Source organism: Thermoplasmata archaeon (genome assembly GCA_035532555.1).
GTDB lineage: Archaea > Thermoplasmatota > Thermoplasmata > Lutacidiplasmatales > UBA184 > Lutacidiplasma.
On record DATKQS010000020.1, the window covers coordinates 162,352 to 185,606 of the forward strand.

At 66.4% G+C, this 23,255-nt stretch carries 26 protein-coding genes, 3 tRNA genes and 1 rRNA gene; 19 read left to right on the plus strand and 11 right to left on the minus strand.

Annotated features, from left to right (window positions below):
• Window positions 1-11: 11 nt before the first annotated feature.
• From VMV28_05945 to VMV28_05960, 4 genes are read right to left on the minus strand one after another with little or no spacing between them, the layout of a single operon-like run.
• Window positions 12-626: a phosphoribosyltransferase gene (locus tag VMV28_05945; protein HUZ80140.1), complete on the minus strand. Its 615-nt coding sequence runs from the start codon at window positions 624-626 to the stop codon at window positions 12-14.
• A 10-nt stretch (window positions 627-636) separates the two neighbouring features.
• Window positions 637-1,899 carry a Glu/Leu/Phe/Val dehydrogenase gene (locus VMV28_05950; protein ID HUZ80141.1) on the minus strand — a complete coding sequence of 421 codons (1,263 nt, stop codon included), beginning with the start codon at window positions 1,897-1,899 and terminating at the stop codon, window positions 637-639.
• Between the two features lie 49 nt (window positions 1,900-1,948).
• Window positions 1,949-2,977, minus strand: a complete 1,029-nt coding sequence (gene thiL / locus VMV28_05955) for a thiamine-phosphate kinase (protein HUZ80142.1) — start codon at window positions 2,975-2,977, stop codon at window positions 1,949-1,951.
• A gap of 7 nt (window positions 2,978-2,984) precedes the next feature.
• Window positions 2,985-4,175 carry an acyl-CoA dehydrogenase family protein gene (locus VMV28_05960; protein ID HUZ80143.1) on the minus strand — a complete coding sequence of 397 codons (1,191 nt, stop codon included), beginning with the start codon at window positions 4,173-4,175 and terminating at the stop codon, window positions 2,985-2,987.
• Window positions 4,176-4,286: 111 nt separating this feature from the next.
• On the opposite strand from VMV28_05960, the gene VMV28_05965 reads away from it, so the two are divergent.
• From VMV28_05965 to VMV28_05995, 7 genes are all read left to right on the plus strand, one after another.
• Entirely contained in the window at window positions 4,287-5,309 is a 1,023-nt protein-coding gene (locus tag VMV28_05965; protein ID HUZ80144.1) for a type II glyceraldehyde-3-phosphate dehydrogenase, read from the plus strand.
• A 57-nt stretch (window positions 5,310-5,366) separates the two neighbouring features.
• Window positions 5,367-6,044 carry a DNA-directed RNA polymerase gene (locus VMV28_05970; GenBank protein HUZ80145.1) on the plus strand — a complete coding sequence of 226 codons (678 nt, stop codon included), beginning with the start codon at window positions 5,367-5,369 and terminating at the stop codon, window positions 6,042-6,044.
• Window positions 6,041-6,226 (plus strand): transcription elongation factor subunit Spt4, encoded by a 186-nt coding sequence (gene spt4 / locus VMV28_05975; GenBank protein ID HUZ80146.1) that lies wholly within the window; start codon window positions 6,041-6,043, stop codon window positions 6,224-6,226. Before VMV28_05970 ends, spt4 begins: the two co-directional genes overlap by 4 nt.
• Before the next feature lie 91 nt (window positions 6,227-6,317).
• Window positions 6,318-6,749, plus strand: coding sequence for a GTP-dependent dephospho-CoA kinase family protein (locus VMV28_05980; protein ID HUZ80147.1), 432 nt, complete (start codon window positions 6,318-6,320; stop codon window positions 6,747-6,749).
• The gene (rps24e, locus tag VMV28_05985; GenBank protein ID HUZ80148.1) at window positions 6,739-7,116 is read left to right on the plus strand and encodes a 30S ribosomal protein S24e; all 378 of its coding nucleotides are present in this window, start codon (window positions 6,739-6,741) and stop codon (window positions 7,114-7,116) included. Before VMV28_05980 ends, rps24e begins: the two co-directional genes overlap by 11 nt.
• A gap of 6 nt (window positions 7,117-7,122) precedes the next feature.
• Window positions 7,123-7,323 (plus strand): 30S ribosomal protein S27ae, encoded by a 201-nt coding sequence (locus VMV28_05990; protein HUZ80149.1) that lies wholly within the window; start codon window positions 7,123-7,125, stop codon window positions 7,321-7,323.
• Window positions 7,324-7,385: 62 nt separating this feature from the next.
• The gene (locus VMV28_05995) at window positions 7,386-7,847 is read left to right on the plus strand and encodes a GNAT family N-acetyltransferase (GenBank protein ID HUZ80150.1); all 462 of its coding nucleotides are present in this window, start codon (window positions 7,386-7,388) and stop codon (window positions 7,845-7,847) included.
• Window positions 7,848-7,911: 64 nt separating this feature from the next.
• Here VMV28_05995 and VMV28_06000 read toward each other — a convergent pair whose 3' ends face one another.
• Complete coding sequence (locus VMV28_06000; protein HUZ80151.1) at window positions 7,912-9,174, minus strand: RnfABCDGE type electron transport complex subunit D; 1,263 nt, start codon at window positions 9,172-9,174, stop codon at window positions 7,912-7,914.
• A 326-nt stretch (window positions 9,175-9,500) separates the two neighbouring features.
• Between VMV28_06000 and VMV28_06005 the strand changes: the two genes are divergently transcribed.
• The 8 genes from VMV28_06005 (at window position 9,501) to VMV28_06040 (ending at window position 14,312) form a co-directional block, all read left to right on the plus strand.
• Window positions 9,501-9,574, plus strand: a tRNA-Arg gene (locus VMV28_06005).
• 28 nt (window positions 9,575-9,602) lie between these two features.
• Window positions 9,603-10,001, plus strand: coding sequence for a hypothetical protein (locus VMV28_06010; GenBank protein HUZ80152.1), 399 nt, complete (start codon window positions 9,603-9,605; stop codon window positions 9,999-10,001).
• Window positions 10,002-10,010: 9 nt separating this feature from the next.
• Window positions 10,011-11,312, plus strand: coding sequence for an arginine deiminase family protein (locus tag VMV28_06015; GenBank protein ID HUZ80153.1), 1,302 nt, complete (start codon window positions 10,011-10,013; stop codon window positions 11,310-11,312).
• Entirely contained in the window at window positions 11,309-12,307 is a 999-nt protein-coding gene (locus VMV28_06020; GenBank protein HUZ80154.1) for a carbamate kinase, read from the plus strand. The genes VMV28_06015 and VMV28_06020 overlap by 4 nt, the downstream gene beginning before the upstream one ends.
• 48 nt (window positions 12,308-12,355) lie before the next feature.
• The gene (locus tag VMV28_06025) at window positions 12,356-13,657 is read left to right on the plus strand and encodes a cation:proton antiporter (protein HUZ80155.1); all 1,302 of its coding nucleotides are present in this window, start codon (window positions 12,356-12,358) and stop codon (window positions 13,655-13,657) included.
• 34 nt (window positions 13,658-13,691) lie between these two features.
• Window positions 13,692-14,087, plus strand: coding sequence for a hypothetical protein (locus VMV28_06030; protein HUZ80156.1), 396 nt, complete (start codon window positions 13,692-13,694; stop codon window positions 14,085-14,087).
• A gap of 26 nt (window positions 14,088-14,113) precedes the next feature.
• Window positions 14,114-14,217 (plus strand) — tRNA-Asn (locus tag VMV28_06035).
• A gap of 19 nt (window positions 14,218-14,236) precedes the next feature.
• Window positions 14,237-14,312, plus strand: a tRNA-Ile gene (locus VMV28_06040).
• 108 nt (window positions 14,313-14,420) lie between these two features.
• Here VMV28_06040 and VMV28_06045 read toward each other — a convergent pair.
• From VMV28_06045 to VMV28_06065, 5 genes are all read right to left on the minus strand, one after another.
• Entirely contained in the window at window positions 14,421-15,365 is a 945-nt protein-coding gene (locus VMV28_06045) for a hypothetical protein (protein HUZ80157.1), read from the minus strand.
• A 9-nt stretch (window positions 15,366-15,374) separates the two neighbouring features.
• Entirely contained in the window at window positions 15,375-15,806 is a 432-nt protein-coding gene (locus VMV28_06050; protein ID HUZ80158.1) for a metal-dependent transcriptional regulator, read from the minus strand.
• A gap of 322 nt (window positions 15,807-16,128) precedes the next feature.
• Window positions 16,129-16,656 (minus strand): hypothetical protein, encoded by a 528-nt coding sequence (locus VMV28_06055; protein HUZ80159.1) that lies wholly within the window; start codon window positions 16,654-16,656, stop codon window positions 16,129-16,131.
• Between the two features lie 236 nt (window positions 16,657-16,892).
• Window positions 16,893-17,345, minus strand: coding sequence for an iron-sulfur cluster biosynthesis family protein (locus VMV28_06060; protein ID HUZ80160.1), 453 nt, complete (start codon window positions 17,343-17,345; stop codon window positions 16,893-16,895).
• Window positions 17,346-17,419: 74 nt separating this feature from the next.
• Window positions 17,420-17,749: an iron-sulfur cluster assembly accessory protein gene (locus tag VMV28_06065; GenBank protein ID HUZ80161.1), complete on the minus strand. Its 330-nt coding sequence runs from the start codon at window positions 17,747-17,749 to the stop codon at window positions 17,420-17,422.
• Window positions 17,750-17,863: 114 nt separating this feature from the next.
• Between VMV28_06065 and VMV28_06070 the strand changes: the two genes are divergently transcribed.
• From VMV28_06070 to VMV28_06080, 3 genes are read left to right on the plus strand one after another with little or no spacing between them, the layout of a single operon-like run.
• Window positions 17,864-18,727 carry a class II glutamine amidotransferase gene (locus tag VMV28_06070; GenBank protein HUZ80162.1) on the plus strand — a complete coding sequence of 288 codons (864 nt, stop codon included), beginning with the start codon at window positions 17,864-17,866 and terminating at the stop codon, window positions 18,725-18,727.
• Window positions 18,728-18,750: 23 nt separating this feature from the next.
• On the plus strand, window positions 18,751-19,650 hold the full coding sequence (locus tag VMV28_06075) for a hypothetical protein (protein ID HUZ80163.1): 900 nt from the start codon (window positions 18,751-18,753) through the stop codon (window positions 19,648-19,650).
• Between the two features lie 54 nt (window positions 19,651-19,704).
• Window positions 19,705-20,514: a hypothetical protein gene (locus VMV28_06080; protein HUZ80164.1), complete on the plus strand. Its 810-nt coding sequence runs from the start codon at window positions 19,705-19,707 to the stop codon at window positions 20,512-20,514.
• Here VMV28_06080 and VMV28_06085 read toward each other — a convergent pair.
• The gene (locus VMV28_06085) at window positions 20,511-21,038 is read right to left on the minus strand and encodes a GNAT family N-acetyltransferase (GenBank protein HUZ80165.1); all 528 of its coding nucleotides are present in this window, start codon (window positions 21,036-21,038) and stop codon (window positions 20,511-20,513) included. The genes VMV28_06080 and VMV28_06085 overlap by 4 nt on opposite strands.
• A gap of 239 nt (window positions 21,039-21,277) precedes the next feature.
• Between VMV28_06085 and VMV28_06090 the strand changes: the two genes are divergently transcribed.
• Window positions 21,278-23,255 (plus strand): 23S ribosomal RNA (locus VMV28_06090); the annotation flags it as partial.

Consider the following 23,255-nt stretch of genomic DNA (forward strand, 5'->3'; position numbering starts at 1 on the left):
GGGGCCGGACGCTATTCCCAGCCCTGCAGGCGGGCGACGTGCTCCAGGTGCTCCGCGGGGATCGAGATCCCGCAGCGCTCGCGCAGGACCTGCCCGATCTCCTCGAGGCTGGGGTTGATCTCCCGCGCCCGGGTCCCGAGCGTGCCGAGGTCCTCCCAATAGTTCCACGGGAAGACGATCCACACCCAGGACTCCTTCGGGATCTCCTCCGCGAAGTAGGTAGGCTTGTGCCGGGCGTGCGAGATATGGAGGAACGTCGCCGATTCCGCGCGCTTGGGCCGCTGGGCGTGCACGGCCTCGAGCGCGAGGGCGAGGCTCTCGCCCGTGTCGGTGATGTCGTCCGCGATCAGCACGTTCCCCCCGGCGACCGAGCCGCTCAATCCCTCCGTGAGCTCGGCCTTCCCCTGGGGGGTCGCCGTGACGCCCCAGTGTTGCGCGCGGAGCGAGACGAGCCGCTTGACGGAGAGCCGATCGGCGAGCATCCTCGCGGGAACCCAGCCGCCCCGGGTCAGCCCGACGATCGTGTCGGGGATCCGATCGACGGCCCGGATCTGCGCGGCGACTTCATCCGCCCACCGGTCGACCTCGGCCCAGGTCGCGACGCGGCAGCGGGGGAAGTCGACCATCGATTCCGGCCTACGGGTAGAAGCCGCGGATGTTGATGGCGTCCACCACCCGCTGGATCGCGAGCACGTAGGCGGCCGTCCGGTTGTGGATCGAGTACTGCTGGGCGATCTTGCGGGTGTCCGCGTAGGACTTCACCATCACCCGCTCGAGGCGCTGGTTGACCTCGTCGAGCGTCCAGAAGAACCCCTGCAGGTCCTGCGCCCACTCGAAGTAGCTGACCGTGACGCCCCCCGCGTTCGCGAGGATATCGGGCAGCACGGTAATCTTCTTCTGGAAGAGGATCTCGTCGGCCTCGGGAAGCGTCGGGCCGTTCGCGGCCTCCGCGACGATCTTCGCCTGGATCTTGTCGGCGTTCTTCTTGGTGATCTGGTTCTCCAGCGCCGCCGGGATCAGGATGTCGACCGGAAGCTCGAGGAGCTCCTCGTTCGAGACCGATTTCGCGCCCGGGAACCCGACCACCGAGCCGGTCTTCGCCTTGTGCGCCTCGACCGCGTGTGGATCGAAGCCATCGGGCTTGTAGATGCCACCCTTCGTGTCGGAAGCGGCGACGATCTTCGCGCCCTGCTCGTCGTGCAGGAGGTTCACCGCGACCGATCCGGCGTTGCCGAATCCCTGGACCGCCACGGAACCGCCCTTCACGCGGACGCCGACGGTCTGGGCGGCCTCGCGGATGACGTAGGCGCAGCCGCGCCCCGTCGCTTCGCCCCGGCCCTCGCTGCCGCCGATGCTGATCGGCTTGCCCGTAACGACGCCCGGGACGGAGTATCCCTTCTGCATCGAGTACGTATCCATAATCCAGGCCATCGTTTGACTGTCGGTGTACACGTCCGGCGCGGGGATGTCGATCTCGGGACCGATGATCGGAGAGATCTCGGTCGTGAAGCGGCGGGTGAGGCGTTCGAGCTCTCCCTTGCTCATGTGCTTCGGATCGCAGATGATGCCGCCCTTCGCTCCGCCGTACGGGATGTTGACGACGGCGCACTTCCAGGTCATCCACGCGGCGAGCGCGCGGACCTCGTCCAGCGTAACCTGCGGATGATAGCGAATGCCTCCCTTCGTCGGGCCCCGGGCCATGCTGTACTGGACGCGATAGCCGGTGAACACACGATAGTCACCCTTGTCGAGGCGGACAGGGAAGTTGACCGTGAGCTCGCGCTTGGGGCTCTTGAGCACCTCGCGAATGCCGCCCTCCAGATGGAGGAGATCGGCCACGATATCGACCTGGCGCTTCGCCGTCTCGAACGGGTTGACCGTGGTGCTGTCGCTCGCCATATTCATTCCCTCAACGGGTGCGCGGCGAGTCGGGGGACGGTACTTGAGCCTAACGGCCTTGCGAAGGTGGCGCACGGTCTCGGTGTCGCCTCGGCGTGCGTTGGAACGGGCTCCAGCCGGCGGTCGGGAGCGGGCGCAGCCCGGAGGGCGCGGAGAGGTAGGCTCCCGTTCCGCGCTCCGCTCGTCCCACGACGCGCAGCCGACCTCCCGCCGATCCGACCGCGCGCATCGCCCGGCGCAGGGCCGAGCTCGGCACCGCCGCCAGCAGTTCGTAATCCCCCCCGAAGAATCCCGTCTCCTCGCGCGCCGCCCGCGGCAACGCGGCGATCGATCGGTCCCACGGGATGCGGTCCGGGTCGAGGACGAGCCGGACGCTGCTCGCCCGGGCCATGAGGTGGGCCGAGTCCGCGATGCCATCGGAGGTGTCGATCATGGCGTGGACCAGCGGGGCGAGCGCGATCCCTTCCCGCACGCGCGGGCGCACGTCGAGCAGAGCGAGCATATCGCCCCGACCTCGAGCTCCTCGATGGGTCCTCCACCGGCGCCAGGCCGAGCCCCCGCGGCCGACCGATCCGGTCGTGACGAGGAGGTCGCCCGGCCGGGCCCCGCTCCGGGGGGCCAACGATCCCGCCTTCCCCCATCCCACTACGGTGCTGACCACCGCGCGCACCGGGGAGGGCTTCGTGTCTCCCCCCACCACGTGCGCGTCAAAGCGCGCTCCGGCAGCTTCGGCGCCGCGAAGCACGGACTCGGCCCAGAGCCGGGGCGTCCCCGGCGGAAGGAGGAGCGCGATGAGGATCCCCGCGGGCCGGGCTCCCTTCGAAGCGGCATCGGACAGGCTCACCCCGGCGGCAGCGGCACCGATCGCTCGCGGGGGAGATCCTGCGACAAAGTGGGTCCCCTCGATCAGCGCGTCGGTCGTGAGTACGGCGACCGACCCTCGCGGCGGCCTCAGCGCCGCGGCATCGTCTCCGATCGGGAGCGCGCCGGTACGCCCCGCGGGAAGGTGCGCGGCGACCCATCGGTGGAACGCGCGTTCATCGATCGGAGCCGCAGAGGCATTCCCACGGCGATTCATCGGCGGATCACTTGTAGGGAAGGAAGTCGCGGCCGAGGAGTTCTCGACCGAGGATGATCCGCATGATGTTGAGCCCTCCCTCGGCTCCGACCATATACGACATGATCCCGCGCAGGCCGAGCTCGAGCCCTACGTCCTTGGTGTAGCCCGAGGCCCCGTACCACATCATCACCCGCTTTACGCACTCGAAGGCGATCTGGGGGGCCGTAAGCTTCACGCTCGCCACCGCGCGATCGACCTCGGACCGGTGCGAGGAATCCCCCCGGAGCGTGTAGCGATCGAGCAACCATGCTGCGCGGCGGCACTGCCACTTGACCGCCTCGACCTGCGTGTAGAGGTCCACCAGCTCGAACTGGGGACCTTCGAACTTGCCGAGCGGCTGACCGAAGACCTGCCGCTCGCGCAGGTACTTCATTCCCTCCTCGAGAGCTCGTTCGGCCGCCCCGACGCAGGCCGCGCTCACGAACGTCCTCGCGACCGAGAACCCCTCCATCGCGTAATCGAATCCGCGGCCCTCCTGGCCGATCAGGTACGCCTCGGGCACCCGGACATCGCGGTACGTGATCGCGCCGGTAGAGATCCCCATCCGGCCCATGTTCTCGAACTTCTGGGTCGTGGCGCCCTCGGAGCGGGTGGGCACGTAGATGAAATTGAATCCCTTCCCGGGGGCCTTCGTCAGGGTGAGGTGGCCCCCGCCGAGCCGCTTCGCCTCTTCCACGCCCGAGAGGAACGCCTTCTCGCCGCGAATCACGAAGGACGTGCCATCCCGTCGCGACTCGGTGTGCATGGCGTGGAGATCGCTCCCCCCCGTCGGCTCGGTCGTGGCGATGCCGAGGAACGCCTTCCCCGCGCACACGGGAGGCAGCACCTCGCGCTTCGCCGCGTCCGTTCCGTGCTGGCCGAGGATGTACCCCCAGCCGGCCTCGAGCAGGAAGAACACGGCGGTCGCCATGGAGAAGTCGCCGCGGCCAATCTCCTCCGAAGCCAGCTCGGTCAGGATCGCCGATGCCCCCATTCCGCCGTAGTCGGTCGACACGGGCATCGCGAGCAGCCCGAGGTGGGCCATCTCGCGCAGGACCTCGTCCGGGATCCGACCCTCCTGGTCGATCCGCTTCTCGTTCGGCCGGAGCACCCGGTCGCCGAACGTGCGGACCGCCGCCTGGAACGCCCGCTCCTCGTCGCTGAGTTCGAAGTCCATGTCGGTCAGGACCGGGGACGCGACCCGCGCTAAAAGCGTTCGTGCAGGCGGGTCTGCCTCGGGCAACTCCTTTATCCCGGTGTCCGCTCGCTTGGGCGGGCAAGCTCCTCCATGCGGGTTCGGGTCGGGATCAACGGATTCGGAACGATCGGTAAACGGGTCGCCGACGCCGTCGCGAAGCAGCCGGACATGGAGCTGGTCGGGGTCACGAAGACCCTCCCGAGCTACGAGGCCCAGCGCGCGGTCACGAAGGGATACCCGTTGTTCATCGCCGGAGACGGGGAGCGCGCCGCGTTCGAGCATGCAGGCATCCCCGTCGCCGGGATGCTTTCGGACCTGCTGGGCCACGTGGATGTTATCGTGGACGCGGCGCCGGAGAAGATCGGTCGACAGAATGCGTCGCTCTACCGCGATGCGAAGGTCCGTGCGATCTTCCAAGGAGGGGAGAAGGCCGATGTCGCGGAGGTCTCCTTCAGCGCGCTGGCCAACTTCGAGGCCGCCCGGGGAAAGCGTACGGTCCGGGTCGTCTCGTGCAACACGACCGGGCTCGCACGGGCGGCCGCGGTCCTCGAACCCCGATACGGAGTGGAGGACTGGCAGGCCACGCTCGTGCGCCGTGCCGCCGATCCCCCGGAGTCCGGACGGGGCCCGATCAACGGCATCCTGCCGAACTTCCATCTCCCGTCGCACCACGGACCCGACGTCCGGACCATCTTTCCGAACCTGCCGATCACGACGACGGCCGTGATTGTTCCGACCACCCTCATGCACGTCCACGTCAACCGGGTGCGGCTGCGCAGGCCCCCGGCGGACGCGGCCGAACTGGTGGAAGCGTTCCGCCGCACCCCCCGGTTCCTCATCTTCAGAGAGTGGGAGCGGGTCGACGGCACGCCCCAGGTCATGGAGTTCGGACGAGATCGGGGGCTCGGGCACAACGACGTGATGGAAAACGTCCTCTGGGAGAACGGGATCGCCGTGAACGGGCCGACCATCGAATTCTTCCAAGCGATCCACCAAGAGTCGATCGTCGTTCCCGAGAGCATCGACGCCATCCGGGCGATGTTCGACCTCGCCCGGGACGGTCCGACGTCGATCGCCACCACCGACCGGGCGCTCGGACTACCGGCGCCGTGACCGCGTTCGGCCGCTGTGAGTAACCATCTTATATCGTCCCCGAGTCAGTTTTCTCGAATGTACTATCTTGACCACCGGTCCGACGTCGTCCGGATCCCTCCGGAGCGATTGGGGGCCCAATTGGAAGGCGTGCTCACCGAGCTCGCCCAGCAGCAGTTCGAGGGGAAGCTGGTCGACGGCCAGAATCTCACCGTGATCATCCGGGATGTCAAGCCCGTGGGAGAGGGCCACATCATCCACGGAGACGGCGGCGTCTACCAGGAAGTGGAGTACCAGGCGCTCCTATTCCGACCCGAGATCCAGGAGGTCGTCGAGGGAGCCGTCGTGGAGATCCGCAAGTTCGGTGCGTTCGTTCGGTTCGGGCCGCTCGATGGCCTGCTGCACGTCTCTCAGATCATGGACGATCGCGTGAACATCGACGAACACAACCAGCGCCTGGTCGGGGTCGAGACCAAGCGGGACCTCAAGGTCGGCTACAAGGCCCGGGCCCGGGTCGTATCGCTCTCGCTCTCCGAGATCTCCCCGCGGGACAGCCGCATCGGACTGACGATGCGCCAGCCGGGGCTCGGCCGACTCGAATGGATCCAAGACGCTCACAAGAAGACCGAGGAGAAGAGCGGCAAGAAGCCCCCCAAGAAGGAAGCCGCCAAGCCGACGAGCGTGGCGAAGCCGGCGAGCACGGCGAAGCCGGCGCCTGCGGCGGCCCCCGTTCCCCCGGTGGAGAAGGCGGCATGATCAATCTCAAGGCGTGCAAGAGTTGCAGCTCGATCACCGAGCAGAACAAGTGCCCCCGATGCGGGGGCGAGGTCTCGCGCGAGTGGCAGGGGTACCTCATCGTGATCGATCCGGAGAAGTCGGAGATCGCGCGGAAGATGGGGATCCATGCCGCCGGGAAGTACGCCCTCCGCGTCAAGTGAGGAGACCGCCTGGGCGGTTCCGGAATCGCTGAGACCGGATCTGGCCCGCCGCTATGCCCCGGTCTACTCCGGTGCCGAAGCCGATCGCGAGATGCACCTACTGACCGATTTCTCGACGTGCGGAGACGTGGTCACGGCGAACGCGCTGCGGATCGGGAAGGTCCCGTTCATCGGGGTCATCGACCACGTGACCCGCCGGGACCAGCCGGTCGAGCCGGAGTTGCTCATTCCCCTCGCGATCCGAGGTCGGCGCGTCGTTCGGAACCCCGCGGGAATGCTGACGCAGCGCCTGCGCGATGCCGTCCGGGAGATGGTCAGCACCGGGGGAGGTCTGTTGGAAGTAGAGGGCGAGGAGGATCTCGCATCGCTCGCTCTCGTCGAATCTCTTCCCTCGGGGGCCACGGTTATATACGGCATCCCGGGTGAGGGGGCCTCTTTCGTCCGCGTCAACGCGGCCTCGAAGGAGAACGTGCGCAAGCTCATCGACCGGATGGAACTCAGGAAGGTCCGCCTTGGAGATTAAGATCATCGAACAGCATGCGAACCCGCTCCTCAAGCGGATCGAGTACCGCTTCGAGATCGATCATGCCACCGCGGCCACCCCCACCCGGGACGCGGTCCGAACCGAGCTCGCCAAGGCGCTCAAAGCCCCGAAGGAGCGCGTCGTGATCGAACAGATGCATGCCAAGTTCGGCCTCGCGCGGAGCAACGGCGAGGCGATGGTTTACGACTCAACGGAAGCCGCGAAGGCGACCGCGCGCACCCACATCCTCGTCCGCAACGGGCTCGCCGAGAAGGCATCCAAGACGCCGGCGGGCGCTCCGTCCGCTGCCGAGCCCGCACCGGCGGCCCCCGCGGCTCCCAAGACCGAGGCCCCGAAGGAGGCCTAGTTCCGAATGGCGAAGGCTCGGGTCGGTCTGTACCAGACCAAGGGCGACACCCTGACGCGGACCCATCAATCGTGCCCCAAGTGCGGTCCGGGGATCTTCCTCGCCGAGCATGGGAACCGCCGCTCGTGCGGAAAGTGCGGGTACTCCGAGGCGAGGGCCACGGGCGCCAATGCCCCGAAGGGCAAGCCCGCGAAACCCGGCGCCTGAGACCTCGCCCCGATGGGCCCGCGTCCTCCCACCTTTGAACCGGCGCGCATTGAGGCGGACCCATGACCTCGCGGGATCCCGCATTTCGGATCGTTCGCGCTCGTGCGCGCGATCTCGGGGACATCCTCCCGCTCTTCGGCGCGTACCGGCGGTTCTACCACCGGTCCCCCGACCCGGCGGCTGCCCGTCGGTACCTGAGCGCGCGTCTCGCGCAGGACCAGGCGGTCCTCTTCGTCGCCTACGAGGGTCGCGAGCCGATGGGATTCACGCTGCTCTACCCGACGTTCTCCTCGCTCGCGATGCGCCCGCTCTGGATCCTGAACGATCTGTATGTGCGACCGCCGGCACGGCAGCGACGGATCGCGACCCGACTGCTCGACCGCGCGGCGGCGGAAGCACGGGCCGAGGGGGCGGTCGGCATGATCCTCGATACGGCGCGCACGAATCGGCGCGCGCAGCGGTTGTATGCCGCTTGCGGGTGGACGCAGGATGAGAAGTTCCTCCACTACGAGTTGACCCTGTAGGCGCTCGAGCCGTGGATCGTCTCGGACGACGCGGCCGGAGACGTTCGGATGGACCGCCCGCCCCTCAGCCGGAACAGCCGCTCACCGCGTAATCGTCACCATTGAACTCTGCGTAGCCGAAGTCCTCGTACAGATCGTACTCGGTCACGGTGACCTGGTTGACCGGATCGTAAAAGACCACAAGGCCGGTGGCGCTATTGTAGGAGAGGATGACCGACGGGCCCAGCATCTTGTGGAGGGACGCGAGCGTCGAGGGGGAGATGGACGGGTTATCGACCTGGCACCCGGCAGCGGAGGTGCCTCCGCCGCCCGGTGCCTGAAGTCGGACGACGGGGGCGACCATGATGTGGCTGGACCCGACCACCGCTCCCACCAGAACTAAGGCGAGGACTCCCGCGGTAATGCGATAGCCGACCGGCCACCGCTCGGGGAGCGGCGCGGGTGCTCCGCGGCGCTTCGGTGAACGTCGAGCCGAGGGGGCCGACCGTGCCACCGAGGCGATCATGCCGGTGGGCGAGCGCCGCAGGACCAGCGCGAGGAGGTTGCCGATGAGGAGGGCCAGGAAGAGCGCCAAGCTGGGGAGCACCGTGGGCAAGAGGGCGGCGGCGACACCGACGATACCGGCGAAGAGGGGCTGCTCGTACGGCACGGCCGGCGAGCTGCGAGGTTCCACCACCATGTACAGGCCGAAGAACAGGGTCACCGGGTCGATCGTTTCCAAGAGGAGGACGTTCGGGGCCGTGGAGGCTCCGACCAGCACGTGCTGGACGAGGGTCAGGGCGGCGTATGCTGCGAAGAAGGTCACCGGAAGCCGCCACGCCCTCCAGTTCCGGGCCAGGAGCAGTGCACCGAGCAGCAGCATCGCGAATTCGCCCGAGGGGCCGATCGCCACCCACCAGGCCGGGGCGAGACCGAGAAGGAGCGCTCCAAGCAGAGCGCCGAACACCGCCGGGTTGAGCCAGGGCCGGCCACGGAAGCGCAGGACGTGCCGGATCGAGATGGCCACGAACGCGGCCACGCCGGCGAGGAAAAGGGGCACGTTCGGAGGGAAGATCAGGGCCAGAAACAGGCCCGTCGCGATGGCCGCATCCGGGAATCTCAAATGAGGGAATCGGACCCGCTGAAAGACGAGGTCGGTGACGACGGCGACGAGCGGCAGGACCACCAGGGAGGCGAGGCCGAGCCCGTTCAGATACTGGACTCCCAGGATGCCGAGGACGACGAGGGAAATCCAAACGAGGCGGACCGGAGGGAACCACGAGAGGAATCGACGGCCCGCCCCGGCCAGTGCCAGGCGTGGGTCGGCCGGTGCCAGCTCCGCGCTCATCTGTCCTTGAGAACGGGAGGCCCGAGCATATAGCTTGACCCCGTCTCGATGGGGCACGTCCGGCCCGGGGAAGGACCGATCGACCGAACCCTCAGTCCTCGCGTCGGTCCTCTACGAATCCGCTGGCCCGTCGGGTCCTCTCGTTCATCCGTAGAGTTCGTGCCGGTCCAATTGCCTCGAGTCCCTCGCGGCCGAAGCGTGGTCCTTAAACCACGAACCGACTTCGGGCAAGGCCAGTAAGGGCTTTCGTGCTGGGTCGCCATCGAGAGGGAGGCTATGCCGAGAGCAGGTAGCTCGCAACCACGATAGTCTGACGATCACACACTGGGCCCGTAGTATAGCTTGGATATCACGGGGGCCTCCGGAGCCTCAAACCCGGGTTCGAATCCCGGCGGGCCCGTCATCGTCCACCGAGCCGGGACGCCCTCGTGCCCCCAGTTCACCCCCGGAACCGTGGGGCGTCGGGCAGTCAAGCCGGATTCACGTACCCTACCGGTAGTCTCCTCCGGTCTCCGCTGGGCCGGGTACGAGCATGGCCGACGGCGGGCCGAAGCTCAAGCGCGAGGCTAGACTCCTACGGTGCGCTCGGGATCTCCTACCTCGGGGATCAGTTCCTCATCTGCGACAACTTCCTGACCCCGCCGAGCTGTCCCATCACGATCGGGCTGATGGGAATCATCAACACTCCGTATGACCTCGTGGTGCCGATCGTCTTCGGGGTCGCGATGTTCGCATGGGGCTGTTTCACTAGGATCCGTCCTCGTCCGGCCCCGATTGGGGCGGCGCCTCCCGATCCATCCACGCTCCCCGGTACGCCCGGCGCGTAAGGACCGATCATGACCAACCACGCGCGCGCGGAGTGGAACCCCCTGAGAGAGGTTCTGATCCACCGCCCTGGGATCGAGATGTTCTTCGGACTGATGGAACCGTACTCGTTCCTGTACGAACGCGCCTTCAGCATCGACGAAGCCGTCGACGAGCACGCCGCGCTCGAGCATGCGCTCACCGAGTCCGGGGTCCGCGTACGGCGGCTCAAGCGGTTCGCCGTCGAGGTCGGCGCCCGCCACCCGGAGTTCGTGGAAGGGGTCCGGGCGCATGCCGAAGCGATCGTGCGCTACTCCGGCCCGAAAGAAATGGTCGACCGATCGCGCCGTGCGTTCCGTCGCAATCTCGACTCCTTCGACGCCGAGACCCTGTTCAACATTCTTCTCCTGCGGCCGTCGATCGTCCTCCAGCGGCACCCGGGGACCCGGGTCATCCTGCCGAAGGTCGATCTCGACTGCCCGCTCGCCAACCTGTACTTCATGCGCGATCAGCAGGCCCTCTCGGCGAAGGGGTTCATCCTCGGGCGCATGGCCAAACCCCAGCGGCGCAACGAACCGCTCCTGACCGGCACGCTATTGGGATCGGCCGGGATGACCATCGCCGGAAGGGTCCGCCCCCCCGGGACGTTCGAGGGCGGGGACTTCATGCCGCTCGGCAGTTTCGCCCTGCTCGGAACGGGGGATCGTACGAACGCGGGCGGGGTCCGCCAGATTCTCGCGATGCCGCTCGGCTTCGACGAGATCGGCGTCGTCCACCAGCCGAGGCATCCCGCGATCCCCGGTGATGATCCCGACCCGATGATCGACATGCATCTCGATACGTACTTCAACGTCCCCGGAGCGGGGATCGCGGTGGGCTCCGAAGTCCTGCTGCGTACCGCGCGGGTCGACGTGTACCGACGTAGGAGCCGCGGCCCGCTCGTCCGGGAACCGAAGACCCGAACCCTGAGCGAGTATCTCGCGGAGAAGCGATTCGAGGTGCTGGCGCTCTCTACGCTCGAGCAGATGTCTTACGCGTCCAACTTCCTGTGCCTACGCGATCGGAAGATCCTGGCGGTCGAGGTCGAACAGGAGGTCGGCAGCGTCATGGAAGGCCTGTCGTTGGCGGCCCGTCGCAACCCCTATCGCTACCGGGCGCTCTGGGAGCTCGTGCGGCAGGAACGCGAGGAGTTGCGGCACGGTGGATTCTTCCCGCACACCTCGCGGCTGCGAGACCGAGGGATCGAGGTCGTTCCCCTCAACCTTCGCGCGATCACGGGCGGCTATGGGGGCGCTCATTGCATGACCTGCGTCACCCAGCGGGCCCCCCCGTGACGGACCCTCGCCCACGGCGGGGACCCGGTCGCGCACCGGCCCGCTCGACCCGCCTGTTGGTCGCGCTCGGCGGCAACGCGATCCAACACGCGCACGATCAGGGGACGTGGGCCGAGGCGGTGCGCCAGGTGCGCCAGACCGCGAGCGTGCTCGCGCGCGTCGCACGGCGGGGCCCCGAACTCATCGTGACCCACGGCAACGGTCCTCAGGTGGGGAACCTGATGCGAGAGGCCGAGCTGGGGGCGAGCGAAGTGCCGGCCCCGCCGATGCATGTGCTCGGGGCCGAGACCCAAGGGCAGATCGGATACCTCATCGCGCAGGAGCTCAGCGCCGCGTTCCAACGCGCCCGCGTCCCCCGCTGGGTGATCCCGATCATCAGCCGGACGGAAGTATCGGTGCGCGATCCGGCCTTCCGTTCGCCTACGAAGCCCGTCGGGCGCTTCTACTCCGGCCGCGAAGCCCGGGAGCTCCGCCGCCAACACGGCTGGACGATGCGCGAGGATCTCGGACGCGGAGGCTGGCGGCGAGTGGTGCCCTCTCCCCAACCGTTACGCTGGCTCGAGGGAGACGCGGTGCGAGCGATGTTCGCCGCCGATCTCGGTGCCCACTGCGTCTTCGTCGTTTCCGGCGGAGGCGGGATCCCCGTCGTTCGCCGTCGGGAACACTGGGAGGGGGTCGATGCGGTCATCGACAAGGATCGGGCGGCTGCGCTGGTGGCCCACACCCTCGACGTGGACACCCTCGCGATCGTGACGGATGTTCCCGGCGCCGCCCTCGACTACCAGAGCGATCATCCCCGATGGCTCGGGCGTGTGGCGCTCGACGAGCTCATCCGATACTGGAAGCGGGGGGAGTTCGCCGAGGGGAGCATGGGCCCGAAGGTCGAGGCCGGCATACGGTTCCTGCGGGGCGGCGGCCGCACCTTCCTCATCTCCGACATCCGATCGCTTCCCCAGGCGCTCGCCGGCCGCGCGGGCACGCGCGTCGAGCATTGATACCGGCCCGACGCAACTGGCATAATCCGCCCGGCGCTCCATCGGCAGGTGGACGCGACCATCCCTTCCCTGCTCGGCGTGCTGTTTCTGACGTTCCTTCTCGCGAAGGGGCTCGGGCTCATCGCGCAGCGACTGGGCGCACCGTCGATGGTCGGGGAGATCATCGCGGGGATCGTCATCGCGAACGTCGCCGTCGGGTCGTTCAGCCTGCTCGGCTTCCTGAGCCTCTCCCCGAGTGGGAACGGGAACCTCGAGGTGGTCCAAGCGCTCGCGGAGCTCGGTCTCGTGTTCCTCGTCTTCTATGTGGGGATGAAGATGCGGCCGGCCGACCTCCTCGAGCTCGGCCGGCCGGCGGCGAAGATCGCCATCTTCGGAGCGATCGTTCCGTTCTTGATCGGCCTCGGGCTGTTCCTCGCCTTCGAGGGAGTGAGCAACTACCTCGCCGGGCTCTTCGTGGGGATCGCGCTCGTCGCCACCTCGGTCGGGATCGTCGCCCACATGCTCGAGAGCCATCGCCTTCTGGAGGGCCAGCAGGGGCGGTTGATCCTCACCGCGGCCGTGATCGAGGACATCATCGCCTTCGTAGCGCTCGCCATCCTGCTCGGCTTCGCCCGAGGCCAGAGTTCGGTCGATCTGAGCTACCAGGTCGGTCTCGTCGTCGTGATGGCCGTGGGCCTGGTGGCACTGACGATCTACGTCACCGGGCCGATCGTGCGGCGCTACCTGTCCAAGGCCCCGTCCGAGCCCTCCGGGGAGAAGCCGATCTCGAACGGCCCGTTCGTCCTCGCGCTTCTGCTGTGCCTGGGAGCGGCGGCGCTCGCAGAGTCCTTCGCGCTCGCAGCGATCGTCGGAGCGTTCCTCGCGGGGATCGCGATGGGCGATGTGGCGCCGAGATACGGACTCGCCCGGTCGTTTGGCGCGCTCAACGAGTTCCTCGTCCCCTTCTTCTTCCTGTTCATCGGTCTGCAGATCTCCGGCTCCGATCTTCTCGCGGTGTGGCCGCTCGCGCTGATCGTTACCGGGATCGCGATCGGGGTCAAGATCGGCGCCGGCGCCCTCGACAGCCGAGAGCACGGGTGGCAGGGAGGGCTCGAGATCGGGACCGCGATGGTGGCCCGCGGGGAAGTGGGGGTCATCATCGCCGTATCGGCGTACCAGGTGGGCGCTCTCGACTCCGATTACTACACCGCGATCGTCGTCATGGCGATCCTGACCGCGATCATCGGTCCGTGGATGTTCGACCGAGTATTGCGCCGCCGCCGAAGTTCAGTGCGGAACTCCGGCCGGGTCCCGGCCGGCGGGTCCGAGGATCCTGCCCCAGCGGGTTCCGAACCCGTCCCCCAAGCTTGAAGTAACACTCGGCGGATTTGGTCTGGGGAGCCTCATGCCGGCATCCAAGCCGACGCCGTCGTCGGAAGTGCCCGAACCGTCTCCATCCGCGGACGGTGCCTCCCTCGGGGAGAGGATCGCGTCGGAGCTGGAACTCCTCGCGCGGAACGTCGATGTGCTCCAGCGCCTCTCGGGAAAGTCCCCGATCGGGATCATCCGGCTGAGCGAGGCGCTCAACTTGCCGATCCACAAGGTCCGGTACTCGCTCCACCTGCTCGAGCGGGAGGGGGTCGTTCAACCGTCGGCCGACGGAGCGGTGGTCACCGACCAAACCGTGCAGTACTGGGAATCGCTCCACACCTCGCTGGACCGGATGACAACGCTCATCCAGCAGCTGAAGGAGCAGACGGACAAGCAGCGGGCACTCGGCTCGAATCGGAAAGGCTATTAGCGCGACTCAAGCTCGGCCGCTTCGGTGCCGCCGTAGCTCAGTGGTAGAGCGATCGGCTGTTAACCGAAAGGTCAGCGGTTCGAAAGGTGGGCCCGACGTTCGAGCCCATCCCAAATCCCGCTCGGCGGCGCCTCATCTGCGCGTTCCATGGGCCCGTAGCTTAGCCCGGCCGAGAGCGGCCGGCTCATAACCGGTTGATCGACGGTTCGAATCCGTCCGGGCCCATCCCCATCCGGGCTTGAATACCGGTGAGCGCCCGAGCTCTGTGGGGCCCCGCAGGCGCGTTACCGGCCCTCCCTCGCCGTCCGGATCGACCGATCCACTTCTCCCCTCTCACCCGCCATCCGAGATGGGGGCACCCGGTGGTTTTCGCACTTCGCGGTAGGTCTTCCACAGGCTGTAGCCACCGATCACGCCGACGACTACGACGATGATGACCGTGGAGTAACCGATGGAGTTGAGGTTCGGGACCGGGTTCCCGGTCGAGATCGCGACCTGATCGAGCCACGGGGCGGCGGCAACCACCGCACCAACGGCCATGAAGGCGAGACCTCCTACATACAAGGTCCGTGCCGCGGTCGAACGCCCGATCCGCTTGATCTGGCCCGGGGAGAGCTTCTTGCTTCGGGCTAGTTGCGCGAAGACGGCTCCCGTGACGATCTGCATCACCATGGTCCCGAGCCCGAAGCAGGTGCCCACCAGTGCCGCCCAACCGACGTTGGGCATCTCGGGAGCGAGAACGAATACGATGATGACCGCGAATCCACCGAAGCCCCACCCAGCAATGAATCCGTGCACCATGGCCATGCGAAGGGGTATCGGCTTCAGTTCCTCCTTCGACGGCGGCGACTCCCTCTCGGCGACCGTGGTGTGGTGAGTGTGATCTCGGAAGAACCGTCCGAAGAGCCGCTCGCCCCAGTGATCGAGCGGGAGGTGGATGTCGGTACCCCGCAGCAGATACCATCCGGCAATGAACATCGCGAGGCCGACCATGATGTAGATCGGTCCGTCCAGGTTGTAGACTCGGTAGATCGTGGCCAGCCCGAGGAACCCCAGGGCCGTGAGAATGGTCCTCTGGATGGTGAACCCCGAGGAGAAGGTGAGGCCCGCCTTCATCCCGCCCCGCGTGCCGTAACTGCCGATGGAGTAGCTGAACGTGATCGGCCACGTATGCTCGTCGGGGGTGATTCCGTGCAGGACGCCGAGGATGAAGCCGATGGCCAGGACGGTGGGGATCGTCAGGTTCGCGGGCGGGTTCAGGATGAAGTTCAGATCCATGACGGGTACCTACGGGCGCGAGTTAGCGCTCCCGCACGGTGGGATGGGATCGCCGTGGGGGCAGAGGGCGGGGTGTCCTTCGGCCCGGCAGATGCGCTCGACCGTCCGGTGGTCCAATGCCAGGTCGATCTGCCGGGCCGCCCGACACGTCTCCTGAGATGAGAATCCCAACCCCGCGAAAAGTTGCTCCGCGACTCGGTGGTGCCGCTGGTAGTCCGTGATGCACGCACGACCCCGTGACGTGAGCCGGGTCTTCCCACGATGCCGTTCCACCAACCCAAGCCGTTCGAGCGCGGTGAGATGACCGAGGGCGGACGGGGGCCGTACCCGCAGCGTGGCCGAGACAGCCTTCAGCGGGGCGCCGCGGTCCGGACTCTCGCTGAGGACGACGGCTCGAAGGGCATCGATCTGGCGACGGGTGAGGCGCTCGAGTGTCTCCATCGGGAGACCGAGGGTTTCGGATTATATACGCTCACCCCTAATTATTAGGGCATAGAACACTTTGTGATGTGTCCCGACCTGGTGGTGGCGCGCCGTTGACCGTCTCACCTTCCGGCCGCGTTCGGTTCGTCTCCCGATCGGTGGAACGATCCGATACGGCTTGATAACCGGCCCCGATCGCCAAGTGGCGGCCGGGTCCGCCTTGCCGTTCTCCGAAGGAGAGTTTTCACCGATCTCTAACACGGGGACGGGGAGGGAGCCCACCATGGAGTGATGCGGATCTCTTCTGGGAGAACATGCGGCGCGTGCAAAGCCGGGCCCACTACCGTTCGAACGTGACCTGTGCGTCCCGTAGCTTGGCGAGCGCCCGAGCTCGCATCCGAATGAACATCGAGTCGAAGACCAGCTTCTCGATCGAGTCCCACATCAATACCCAGACGAGCACGAGGAGCACGAAGTAGATGGCGAAGGTGTGGAAGCCGAGGCCGACGTCCACGAAGACGACAAGAGCCAGCGCGACGAGCGAGGTGGCAACTCCAACATACAGCGACTGCAATCCCTCCCGACGATTGACCGCGCGTTCGAGCTCTACCCCGTCGAACTTCACCCCGAAGAACGATCGATAGTTCCGGACGAACTGGGCCTGCGCCTCGGCGTCCAACGGCGCGTCGCCCGTGCGGATGGTCAGATCCACCGAGGGAGTCGTCCGGGCCCGCCGCGCATGGTTCTCGAGGTACTCTGCGAGAGGCGCTCTCAGGACGGGCGCTCGAAAGGGGAATCCTCCGCTCTCCTCCCAGATCTCCTCGGCCGTGGCGGGGTCAATCCGAAGGCGAAGGATCGGGTCCGACACGGTGGCTGCAACCCTCTCGTGGCTTAAGGCGGGTCGCGCGGAGGTTCGACGGGACCCTTAGGAGCCGAACGGGCAGGAGGAATCCCGAGGCCCCGGCGCTGCCCGATCCAATAGATGATCGCGCCCGCTACGACGACCGTCACAGCAGCGACCGCGAGCCACACGGACGAGATCATGTGCCTCCGAGGGCCCCGGGTTCGCCGGAGAGAAAAGGGTGAAAAGGTTGGTCCGTCGGCCTAACCGCAGCCGCAGCCGCCCGAGCCGCAGCCACAACCACCGCCGGCCTCCGCAGAGCCTCCCTGCCCCGCGGGCGCGGGGTGCTCCTCGTGGCCCTCGGGGGATTGGAGCTTCGGTGCGTTGATGCGGAAGCCGGTCTGGTCGAGCGACTGGACAAAGTCGATCTGGGCTCCATCCAGCATCTCGGCGCTGTCATCATCGACCAAGAGCGAGAACCCGTCGACCTTCACGATGTGGTCGCCGGATTTCTGCTGGTCGAATGCCATGCCGAACCGTGCGCCCCCGTGACCGCCGCCGCCCCCACCGCACCCGCCGCCGCCCGAGCCGCATCCGCAGCCCCCGCCGCCGAGTTCGAGATAGACGCGGACCGCGGTCCCGGGCTCCTGGTTCTTCATGAGCTCCCGGACCTGATCCTGCGCTTCCTTGGTTACGTCCACTTTGATACTATTCATGTGTAGGGCCCTCCTCGCAACCCTGCTCGACGATGGGTTCCCGGCCTATTTAGCGTTCCCGGAAGCGGAACGGCTCACGCGGAGAACGACTTGCCGCAGGAGCAGGTCTCTTTCGCGTTGGGGTTGTAGATCTTGAAGCCGGACTCTTCGAGTCCCATCAGGAAGTCGACCTTGAGCCCCTCGAGGAGCGGAGCGCTCGCGTGATCGACGACGACCGTGAGCCCGCGTTCGCGGTAGGCGACCTCGTCGCCAGTTTCGAGCTTGTCGAAGCTCATCCCGTAGGAGAGCCCCGAGCATCCCCCGCCCTGGACGTACAGCCGCAGGGCCGAGTCGGGCTTTCCCTGCTTCTCCATGATCTTCAGCACCTGCTCGCGGGCCGAAGGGGTCACTTCGATGGTCACCATGAACGCCTCCGACCGTTCTAGTTCGGGTAGGGGGATAAGGGTTGCCTAGCGAGGGAAGTGCTCGTAATGCGTTCCCCCGACCGGCTTAATGTACGGTTCGCTCTTGGTCGAGCCATGTGCCGCCTCTTCGGCCAGTTGACCGTCGCGGACCTGCCCGCCCACGCCTGGCTGCTCGATTCGGAGCGCTCGCTCTTCCGGCAATCGAACGTGAGCCCGGAGACCGCGCAGGCCGAAGGATGGGGCATCGCATGGTATGAACCGGATGGGCGGATCCACATCGAGAAAGGGGTCGAGGGGGCGTTCGCATTGTCGGAGCGCGCACACTTCGAGCGAGCCTCGCGAGATGCCAGCGGTACGCTCATCATCGGACACTTGCGCCACGCGAGCAACCCGCTCGGCCTTCCGCGGGAGAAGCTGCTGGCGCTGGAGAACAGCCAGCCGTTCCACGGTTCGAAGGACATCTTCGCGCACAACGGCGCGATCCCCCTTCCCACCCAGACGCGCCCGTACCTGGGCCGATTTGCCGCGGACGTGCGGGGCGTCAACGACAGCGAGGTGCTCTTCTGGCTCTTGGCGCACCACCTCGAGGGCTCGGGCAACCCGCTCGAGGCCTACGCTCGAACGGTGGAAGATCTCGTTCAGGTGTGGGAAGCGAACGGCCGCCCCGGGACGGCTCCGTACTCCGGATTGAACGTCCTGTACGCCCCCGGTCCGGAGGAGCTCTGGGCGTTCTGCCATTGGAAAGGGGACGTCGGCTGTAGCCTCCTCGCTTCCGACCGCCCGTACTACGAAATGACGTACCGCGAGGAACCTGGGCAGTTGGTCGTCGGGAGCGAACCGTTCGACGGCCGGGCCGGATGGCCTAGCCTCGCGAACGGTCACTATCTCGCCGCCCGCCGAGAGGGACACCGCCTGCGCGTCCGCACCGGCTCGATCCCCCTCGCGGCCTCCGCATTCGCCTCGATCTCACCGGCGTAGGTGCTGGGTACCCGGGGCGCTCGATGACCTCGAGCGAGATGCTCTCCGGCCCGGACCTCGGCGGAGGCCTCCTCCACCAGCTCACGATCGACAGGGAGGGCATTCGGACGGGGTACACCTTCCATGCGCAGGACGGCGGGGTCGATGCGGGGGGTCCGGCGAAAGGATCGCCGGAGCCGTTCGGATACCGGATCACTCCGACCGCTTGCACGTTCGGCGGGCCTCGCTGCTGGCACCGCGAGTTCATGCTCGGGGAGTCCGAGGCGCCGCGCGTGCGCGTGGCCTACAATCGGATGCGGTTCGTCATGGCGCCGATGCTCGCACAGCGCTACGGCGGCCGGCGTCCCACGGTCGACGCGGCACTGGAAGAGATCGCGGGCCGGCTGTCGGATCCGGCGCGCGGACTGGCGTTTCCTTGGTACGTGGGCGGATCGATGGCCTCGTATCTCCTGGGGGCGGCGATCGCCCCGAAGGATATCGACCTCGGTACGACCCGCGAGGGGATCGATCGTATCGCATCGGCGATATCGGAGTATCTCATCGAGCCCACGGCGACGACCGACTGGCCGCGCGTGGGCGAGGTGTACGCCGCGCGCGCCTTCGTCGGGACCGTCCGAGACGGGGCGCGCGTGGAGTGGGCCCATCGCGGGGGCGTTCCCTCCGCCGCGCCGGAAGAGTGGACCGGCGATCTCGCCCGCGTTCGGACCGAACCGGTGGACTTCCACGGCTTCGCCCTCCGGGCCACACGGCCGGAGTATGCGCTCCTCCGGGCCGCGGAGGCGGGCCGACACGAGCGCATCGAGCCCCTGGTCGCCACCATCCGCACGCTGGGTCTGGATGCGCCTCTCCTCCAGGAACTTCTCGGCGCCTCGACGCTACCGGCGCCCGCCCGCGATGCGCTGCTCGCACGATGCGTCGCGTGAGCCCCGTTCCTTTGGAGCCGATAGTTCTTAGACCTCGGCACGAGCCGGCTATCGATGCTGGAGATCCCGCGGCCCCCCGTTCTGGAACACCTGACCCCACACGACCTAGTGACCTACTTTCATTGCCCGCACGAGATGGAGCTCATGCGGACGCGGGACCCGACCCGGACGCCGGGGCCGGCCGGCGTCCCCGTCACTCCCGCCGACGTCGTCCCTCTTCGTCACTCCCCGATGTTCTCCCCACCGCTGAGCAAAGTGGAGGTGTATCCCGGGCGGATCGACATCGCGCCGGACGACCATCTCGTCTACCAGGACGAGGGCGAGGACGGTCTCCCGATGCTCTTCCCGCCCGAACGGATCCGGCTGGACGCGCGGTACCGGGAGGGCGCGCGCACCCTCGTGGACCCCGAGCTCAATTTCGCCGGTCGACCGGACCTCGTGATCGCGCGCAAGGACGGCGCTCTCGTGCCGCTCGAGTACAAGTCGACGCACCTGTTCGTAGGCTATCATGAGGCCCACGGTCGGCTGTTCGACACGGTGCAGGCCATCGCGGAGTGTCGGCTCGTCCACGCCGCGTTCGGCAAGCGACCCCCGTACGCGTTGATCCTCTACGGGGATCAGGCCGGCGACGGCGAGCGGGAGGGCTGGGTCCGCATCCCGTACACGGAGGCCGATGAGCATTGGCTGCGGGCCGCGCTCGTCCAGATCCGCGCCGACCGCGTACGGCCTCCGGTGCCGGCCGAACGCAACTGCGCGAGCTGCGAAGCGAACGAGGCCGGTCGGTGCCGGTTCGCGGCCGCTCGATACGACGGACCGCACCACCGGGCGGCGTTCCTCGCCTCGCCGCGCCCGGACCTGCGCTAGAGCGTGAGGACCATTTCGTCCGTGTCGAAGTAGGTGTTCCCGCGGCGGATCGCCCGCGGGGAATGCCCGCACCGCTGGAATCCGAGTTGCTCGTACAGCCGGATCGCCCTCGAGTTATCGGAGAACACGGAGAGCCGGACGAGCTCGTACCTTCCCCGGCATCGCTCGAGCACGTCGGTCATCAGCGCTCGACCGACACCGTGCCCGCGGTGGGCCCGATGGATCAGGATCCCGAGGATCCCCACGTGGCTCTGTTCGGAATTCTGGCCGCTCCCCGAAGCGCTCACCGTGCACGAGCCGACCGCGTGACCGTCGACCTCGGCGACCCGGGTCAAGGCCGCGCCTTCGAGGTTGCGGCGAAACAGATCCGCGAACCACGCGATCTCGGAGGGGCGCGTCGGGGGTTCGTGGTACAGCGTGATCCCGATGGAGCCGGTGACGCCTCGTTCCTCGTACAGGTGAAGATAGATGTCGATGAGGTCGTCCAGGTCGGCCCACCGCAGCTCCCGGATCGTCGCGGCCATCGCCACTCCTACCCGCAGGGATACCTATCGTTCGCTCCGGGGGACCCGGTCGCTGGTAGCGTTTAAATAGAGAGGGAAGGTCCCGAGCGAGGCCGCCCCGCGGCAAGACCGTCGGTGCGGCGCATGCACCCGTAAAGGCTCTAGGCCTTTCCGGGGAAGGGCGTAGGGGCCACTGTCCTACGGGACAATGGACCGATGACGCCGATCACACGCGTTCTGGACGCTTGTCAAGTGTAGTTAGTGTAGCTGACTCCTGTCAGTTGGGGAATGGCTGGGCTCAGGCGCCGAAGAAGGTCGTGCCAAGCTGCGATAAGCGGTGGGTAGGCGCAAGGAACCTGTGATCCACCGATCACCGAATCGGAACTCCGGTCCCGCAAGGGACATTCCGCAAGGAAGGGGAACCCCCCGAAGTAAAGCATTCTAGTAGGGGGAGGACAAGAAATCAAATGAGATGCCGTAAGTAAAGGCGATCGAAAGCGGCAGAGGACAAACCGAATCCCCGTTCGATGAGGACGGGGAGATGTGGAGTAGTGGACCTCCGTACTTGCCAGCTTCCGGAGCTCAACGTGCCTGGAACGGCAGACCAGAGCGGGTGATAGTCCCGTGAGCGTACGGAAGAGGCGAGATTGGAGGTATCCTGAGTACCGTGTGTTGGATATCGCGCGGGAAGCTGGGAGGTACAGACTTCCGATCCTAAATACGTCCTGAGACCGATAGTGCATTAGTAGCACGAGCGAACGCTGAAAAGTACCTCGGAAGGGAGGTGAAAAGAGCCTGAAACCAACTGACGATAAGCCGCATGAGGCCCCCAAGGAACGAAGCGACCGCAAGGTCGTGGACACAGGGTCCATGCGTCCGTTTTGAATAACGGGCCAGGGAGTTTCGATCTATGGCGAGGTTAAGGCCAATACGGCCCAAGCCGCAGGGAAACCGACAGTCCGCAGCGCCGCAAGGCGTCAGGGACGGGGTGCGCTCGCCCGAAGTCATAGGTGGAAGACCCGAAGCCAATCGATCTAAGCGTGGGTAGGTTGAAGCCTGCCGAAAGGTAGGTGGAGGACCGAACCGGTGTTGACGTGCAAATCACTCGGATGACCTGTGCTTAGGGGTGAAAGGCCAATCTAGACTGGGAATAGCTGGTTCCTCCTGAAACTACTCGCAGGTAGGTCTCGGCCGAGCTAGCACCGGATGTAGAGCACCGATTACGGGAAGCGGGACCGAAAGGTCTCGGCCTGTTGTCGAACTCCGAAGTTCGGTGCGGCGTAGACGCCGGGAGTGAGCGCGGCAGGGGTAAGCCCGCCGTGCGAAAGGGAATGCAACCCAGCGTCGCATTAAGGGCCCCAAGTGTCGGTTCAGTGTCATGTAAAGGGCGTCCGTGCTCGAAAACAACTGGGAGGTGGGCTCAGAAGCAGCCATCCTTCAAAGAGTGCGTAACAGCTCACCAGTCGAGGGCATGGGCACCGAAAATGGACGGGGCTAAACCGATCCCCGATATGCGACCATACTGTTTTGACAGTAATTGTGTAAGGAGGCGTGGTGCTCGGGTAGAAGTAGGGGCGTGAGTTCCTATGGACCGGGTTCCATCGAAAATCCTGGGAGGAGTAGCAGCAAAGACGGGTGAGAATCCCGTCCGCCGTAGGGGCCAGGGTTCCACGGCAACGATCATCCGCCGTGGGTTAGCCGAGCCTAAGTGAGTCCTTAATCGGCACTCGCGAAAGGGAATGCAGTTAATATTCTGCAGCTCCAAGGTCAAAGCGTTATAGAGAACACCAGCCGCTAGGGGGTGTGGGCATATGCCAGCCTATCTGTCCACCGTCGCTCCGGGAAGTACCGTCATGGTGAGAACCGGGGGAAGGGGGATGTGGGACTCCGCGAGGAGACTTTCCCCAATGCGGATGGTCCGTGAAAAGTCTATAGCGGCAACTTGGACTCGTACCGAGATCTGACACAGGTGCCCCTGGGTGAGAAGCCCAAGGCGTGTCGGCGAGAATTCGAGTGAGGGAATTCGGCAAATTAGCCCCGTAACTTCGGGAGAAGGGGTGCCAGAGACGAAGGTCTCTGGTCGCAGTAACAAGGGAACTCCGACTGTTTAATAAAAACATAGGTGGCCGCGAGACTGAAAAGTTGTGTATGGCCGCTGAATCCTGCCCAGTGTCGGTATCTGAAAGCCCGGTTCAACGGGACGAAGGACCGATAAACGGCGGGGGTAACTATGACCCT

What these genes read in the sequence shown, in the direction of transcription:
- VMV28_05945 (HUZ80140.1), bottom strand. Translation starts at nt 626, where the DNA reads ATGGTCGACTTCCCCCGCTGCCGCGTCGCGACCTGGGCCGAGGTCGAC.
- VMV28_05950 (HUZ80141.1), bottom strand. Translation starts at nt 1,899, where the DNA reads ATGGCGAGCGACAGCACCACGGTCAACCCGTTCGAGACGGCGAAGCGC.
- thiL (HUZ80142.1), bottom strand. Translation starts at nt 2,977, where the DNA reads ATGAATCGCCGTGGGAATGCCTCTGCGGCTCCGATCGATGAACGCGCG.
- VMV28_05960 (HUZ80143.1), bottom strand. Translation starts at nt 4,175, where the DNA reads ATGGACTTCGAACTCAGCGACGAGGAGCGGGCGTTCCAGGCGGCGGTC.
- VMV28_05965 (HUZ80144.1), top strand. Translation starts at nt 4,287, where the DNA reads ATGCGGGTTCGGGTCGGGATCAACGGATTCGGAACGATCGGTAAACGG.
- VMV28_05970 (HUZ80145.1), top strand. Translation starts at nt 5,367, where the DNA reads ATGTACTATCTTGACCACCGGTCCGACGTCGTCCGGATCCCTCCGGAG.
- spt4 (HUZ80146.1), top strand. Translation starts at nt 6,041, where the DNA reads ATGATCAATCTCAAGGCGTGCAAGAGTTGCAGCTCGATCACCGAGCAG.
- VMV28_05980 (HUZ80147.1), top strand. Translation starts at nt 6,318, where the DNA reads ATGCACCTACTGACCGATTTCTCGACGTGCGGAGACGTGGTCACGGCG.
- VMV28_05990 (HUZ80149.1), top strand. Translation starts at nt 7,123, where the DNA reads ATGGCGAAGGCTCGGGTCGGTCTGTACCAGACCAAGGGCGACACCCTG.
- VMV28_05995 (HUZ80150.1), top strand. Translation starts at nt 7,386, where the DNA reads ATGACCTCGCGGGATCCCGCATTTCGGATCGTTCGCGCTCGTGCGCGC.
- VMV28_06000 (HUZ80151.1), bottom strand. Translation starts at nt 9,174, where the DNA reads ATGAGCGCGGAGCTGGCACCGGCCGACCCACGCCTGGCACTGGCCGGG.
- VMV28_06015 (HUZ80153.1), top strand. Translation starts at nt 10,011, where the DNA reads ATGACCAACCACGCGCGCGCGGAGTGGAACCCCCTGAGAGAGGTTCTG.
- VMV28_06030 (HUZ80156.1), top strand. Translation starts at nt 13,692, where the DNA reads ATGCCGGCATCCAAGCCGACGCCGTCGTCGGAAGTGCCCGAACCGTCT.
- VMV28_06045 (HUZ80157.1), bottom strand. Translation starts at nt 15,365, where the DNA reads ATGGATCTGAACTTCATCCTGAACCCGCCCGCGAACCTGACGATCCCC.
- VMV28_06050 (HUZ80158.1), bottom strand. Translation starts at nt 15,806, where the DNA reads ATGGAGACACTCGAGCGCCTCACCCGTCGCCAGATCGATGCCCTTCGA.
- VMV28_06060 (HUZ80160.1), bottom strand. Translation starts at nt 17,345, where the DNA reads ATGAATAGTATCAAAGTGGACGTAACCAAGGAAGCGCAGGATCAGGTC.
- VMV28_06065 (HUZ80161.1), bottom strand. Translation starts at nt 17,749, where the DNA reads ATGGTGACCATCGAAGTGACCCCTTCGGCCCGCGAGCAGGTGCTGAAG.
- VMV28_06070 (HUZ80162.1), top strand. Translation starts at nt 17,864, where the DNA reads ATGTGCCGCCTCTTCGGCCAGTTGACCGTCGCGGACCTGCCCGCCCAC.
- VMV28_06075 (HUZ80163.1), top strand. Translation starts at nt 18,751, where the DNA reads ATGACCTCGAGCGAGATGCTCTCCGGCCCGGACCTCGGCGGAGGCCTC.
- VMV28_06080 (HUZ80164.1), top strand. Translation starts at nt 19,705, where the DNA reads ATGCTGGAGATCCCGCGGCCCCCCGTTCTGGAACACCTGACCCCACAC.
- VMV28_06085 (HUZ80165.1), bottom strand. Translation starts at nt 21,038, where the DNA reads ATGGCCGCGACGATCCGGGAGCTGCGGTGGGCCGACCTGGACGACCTC.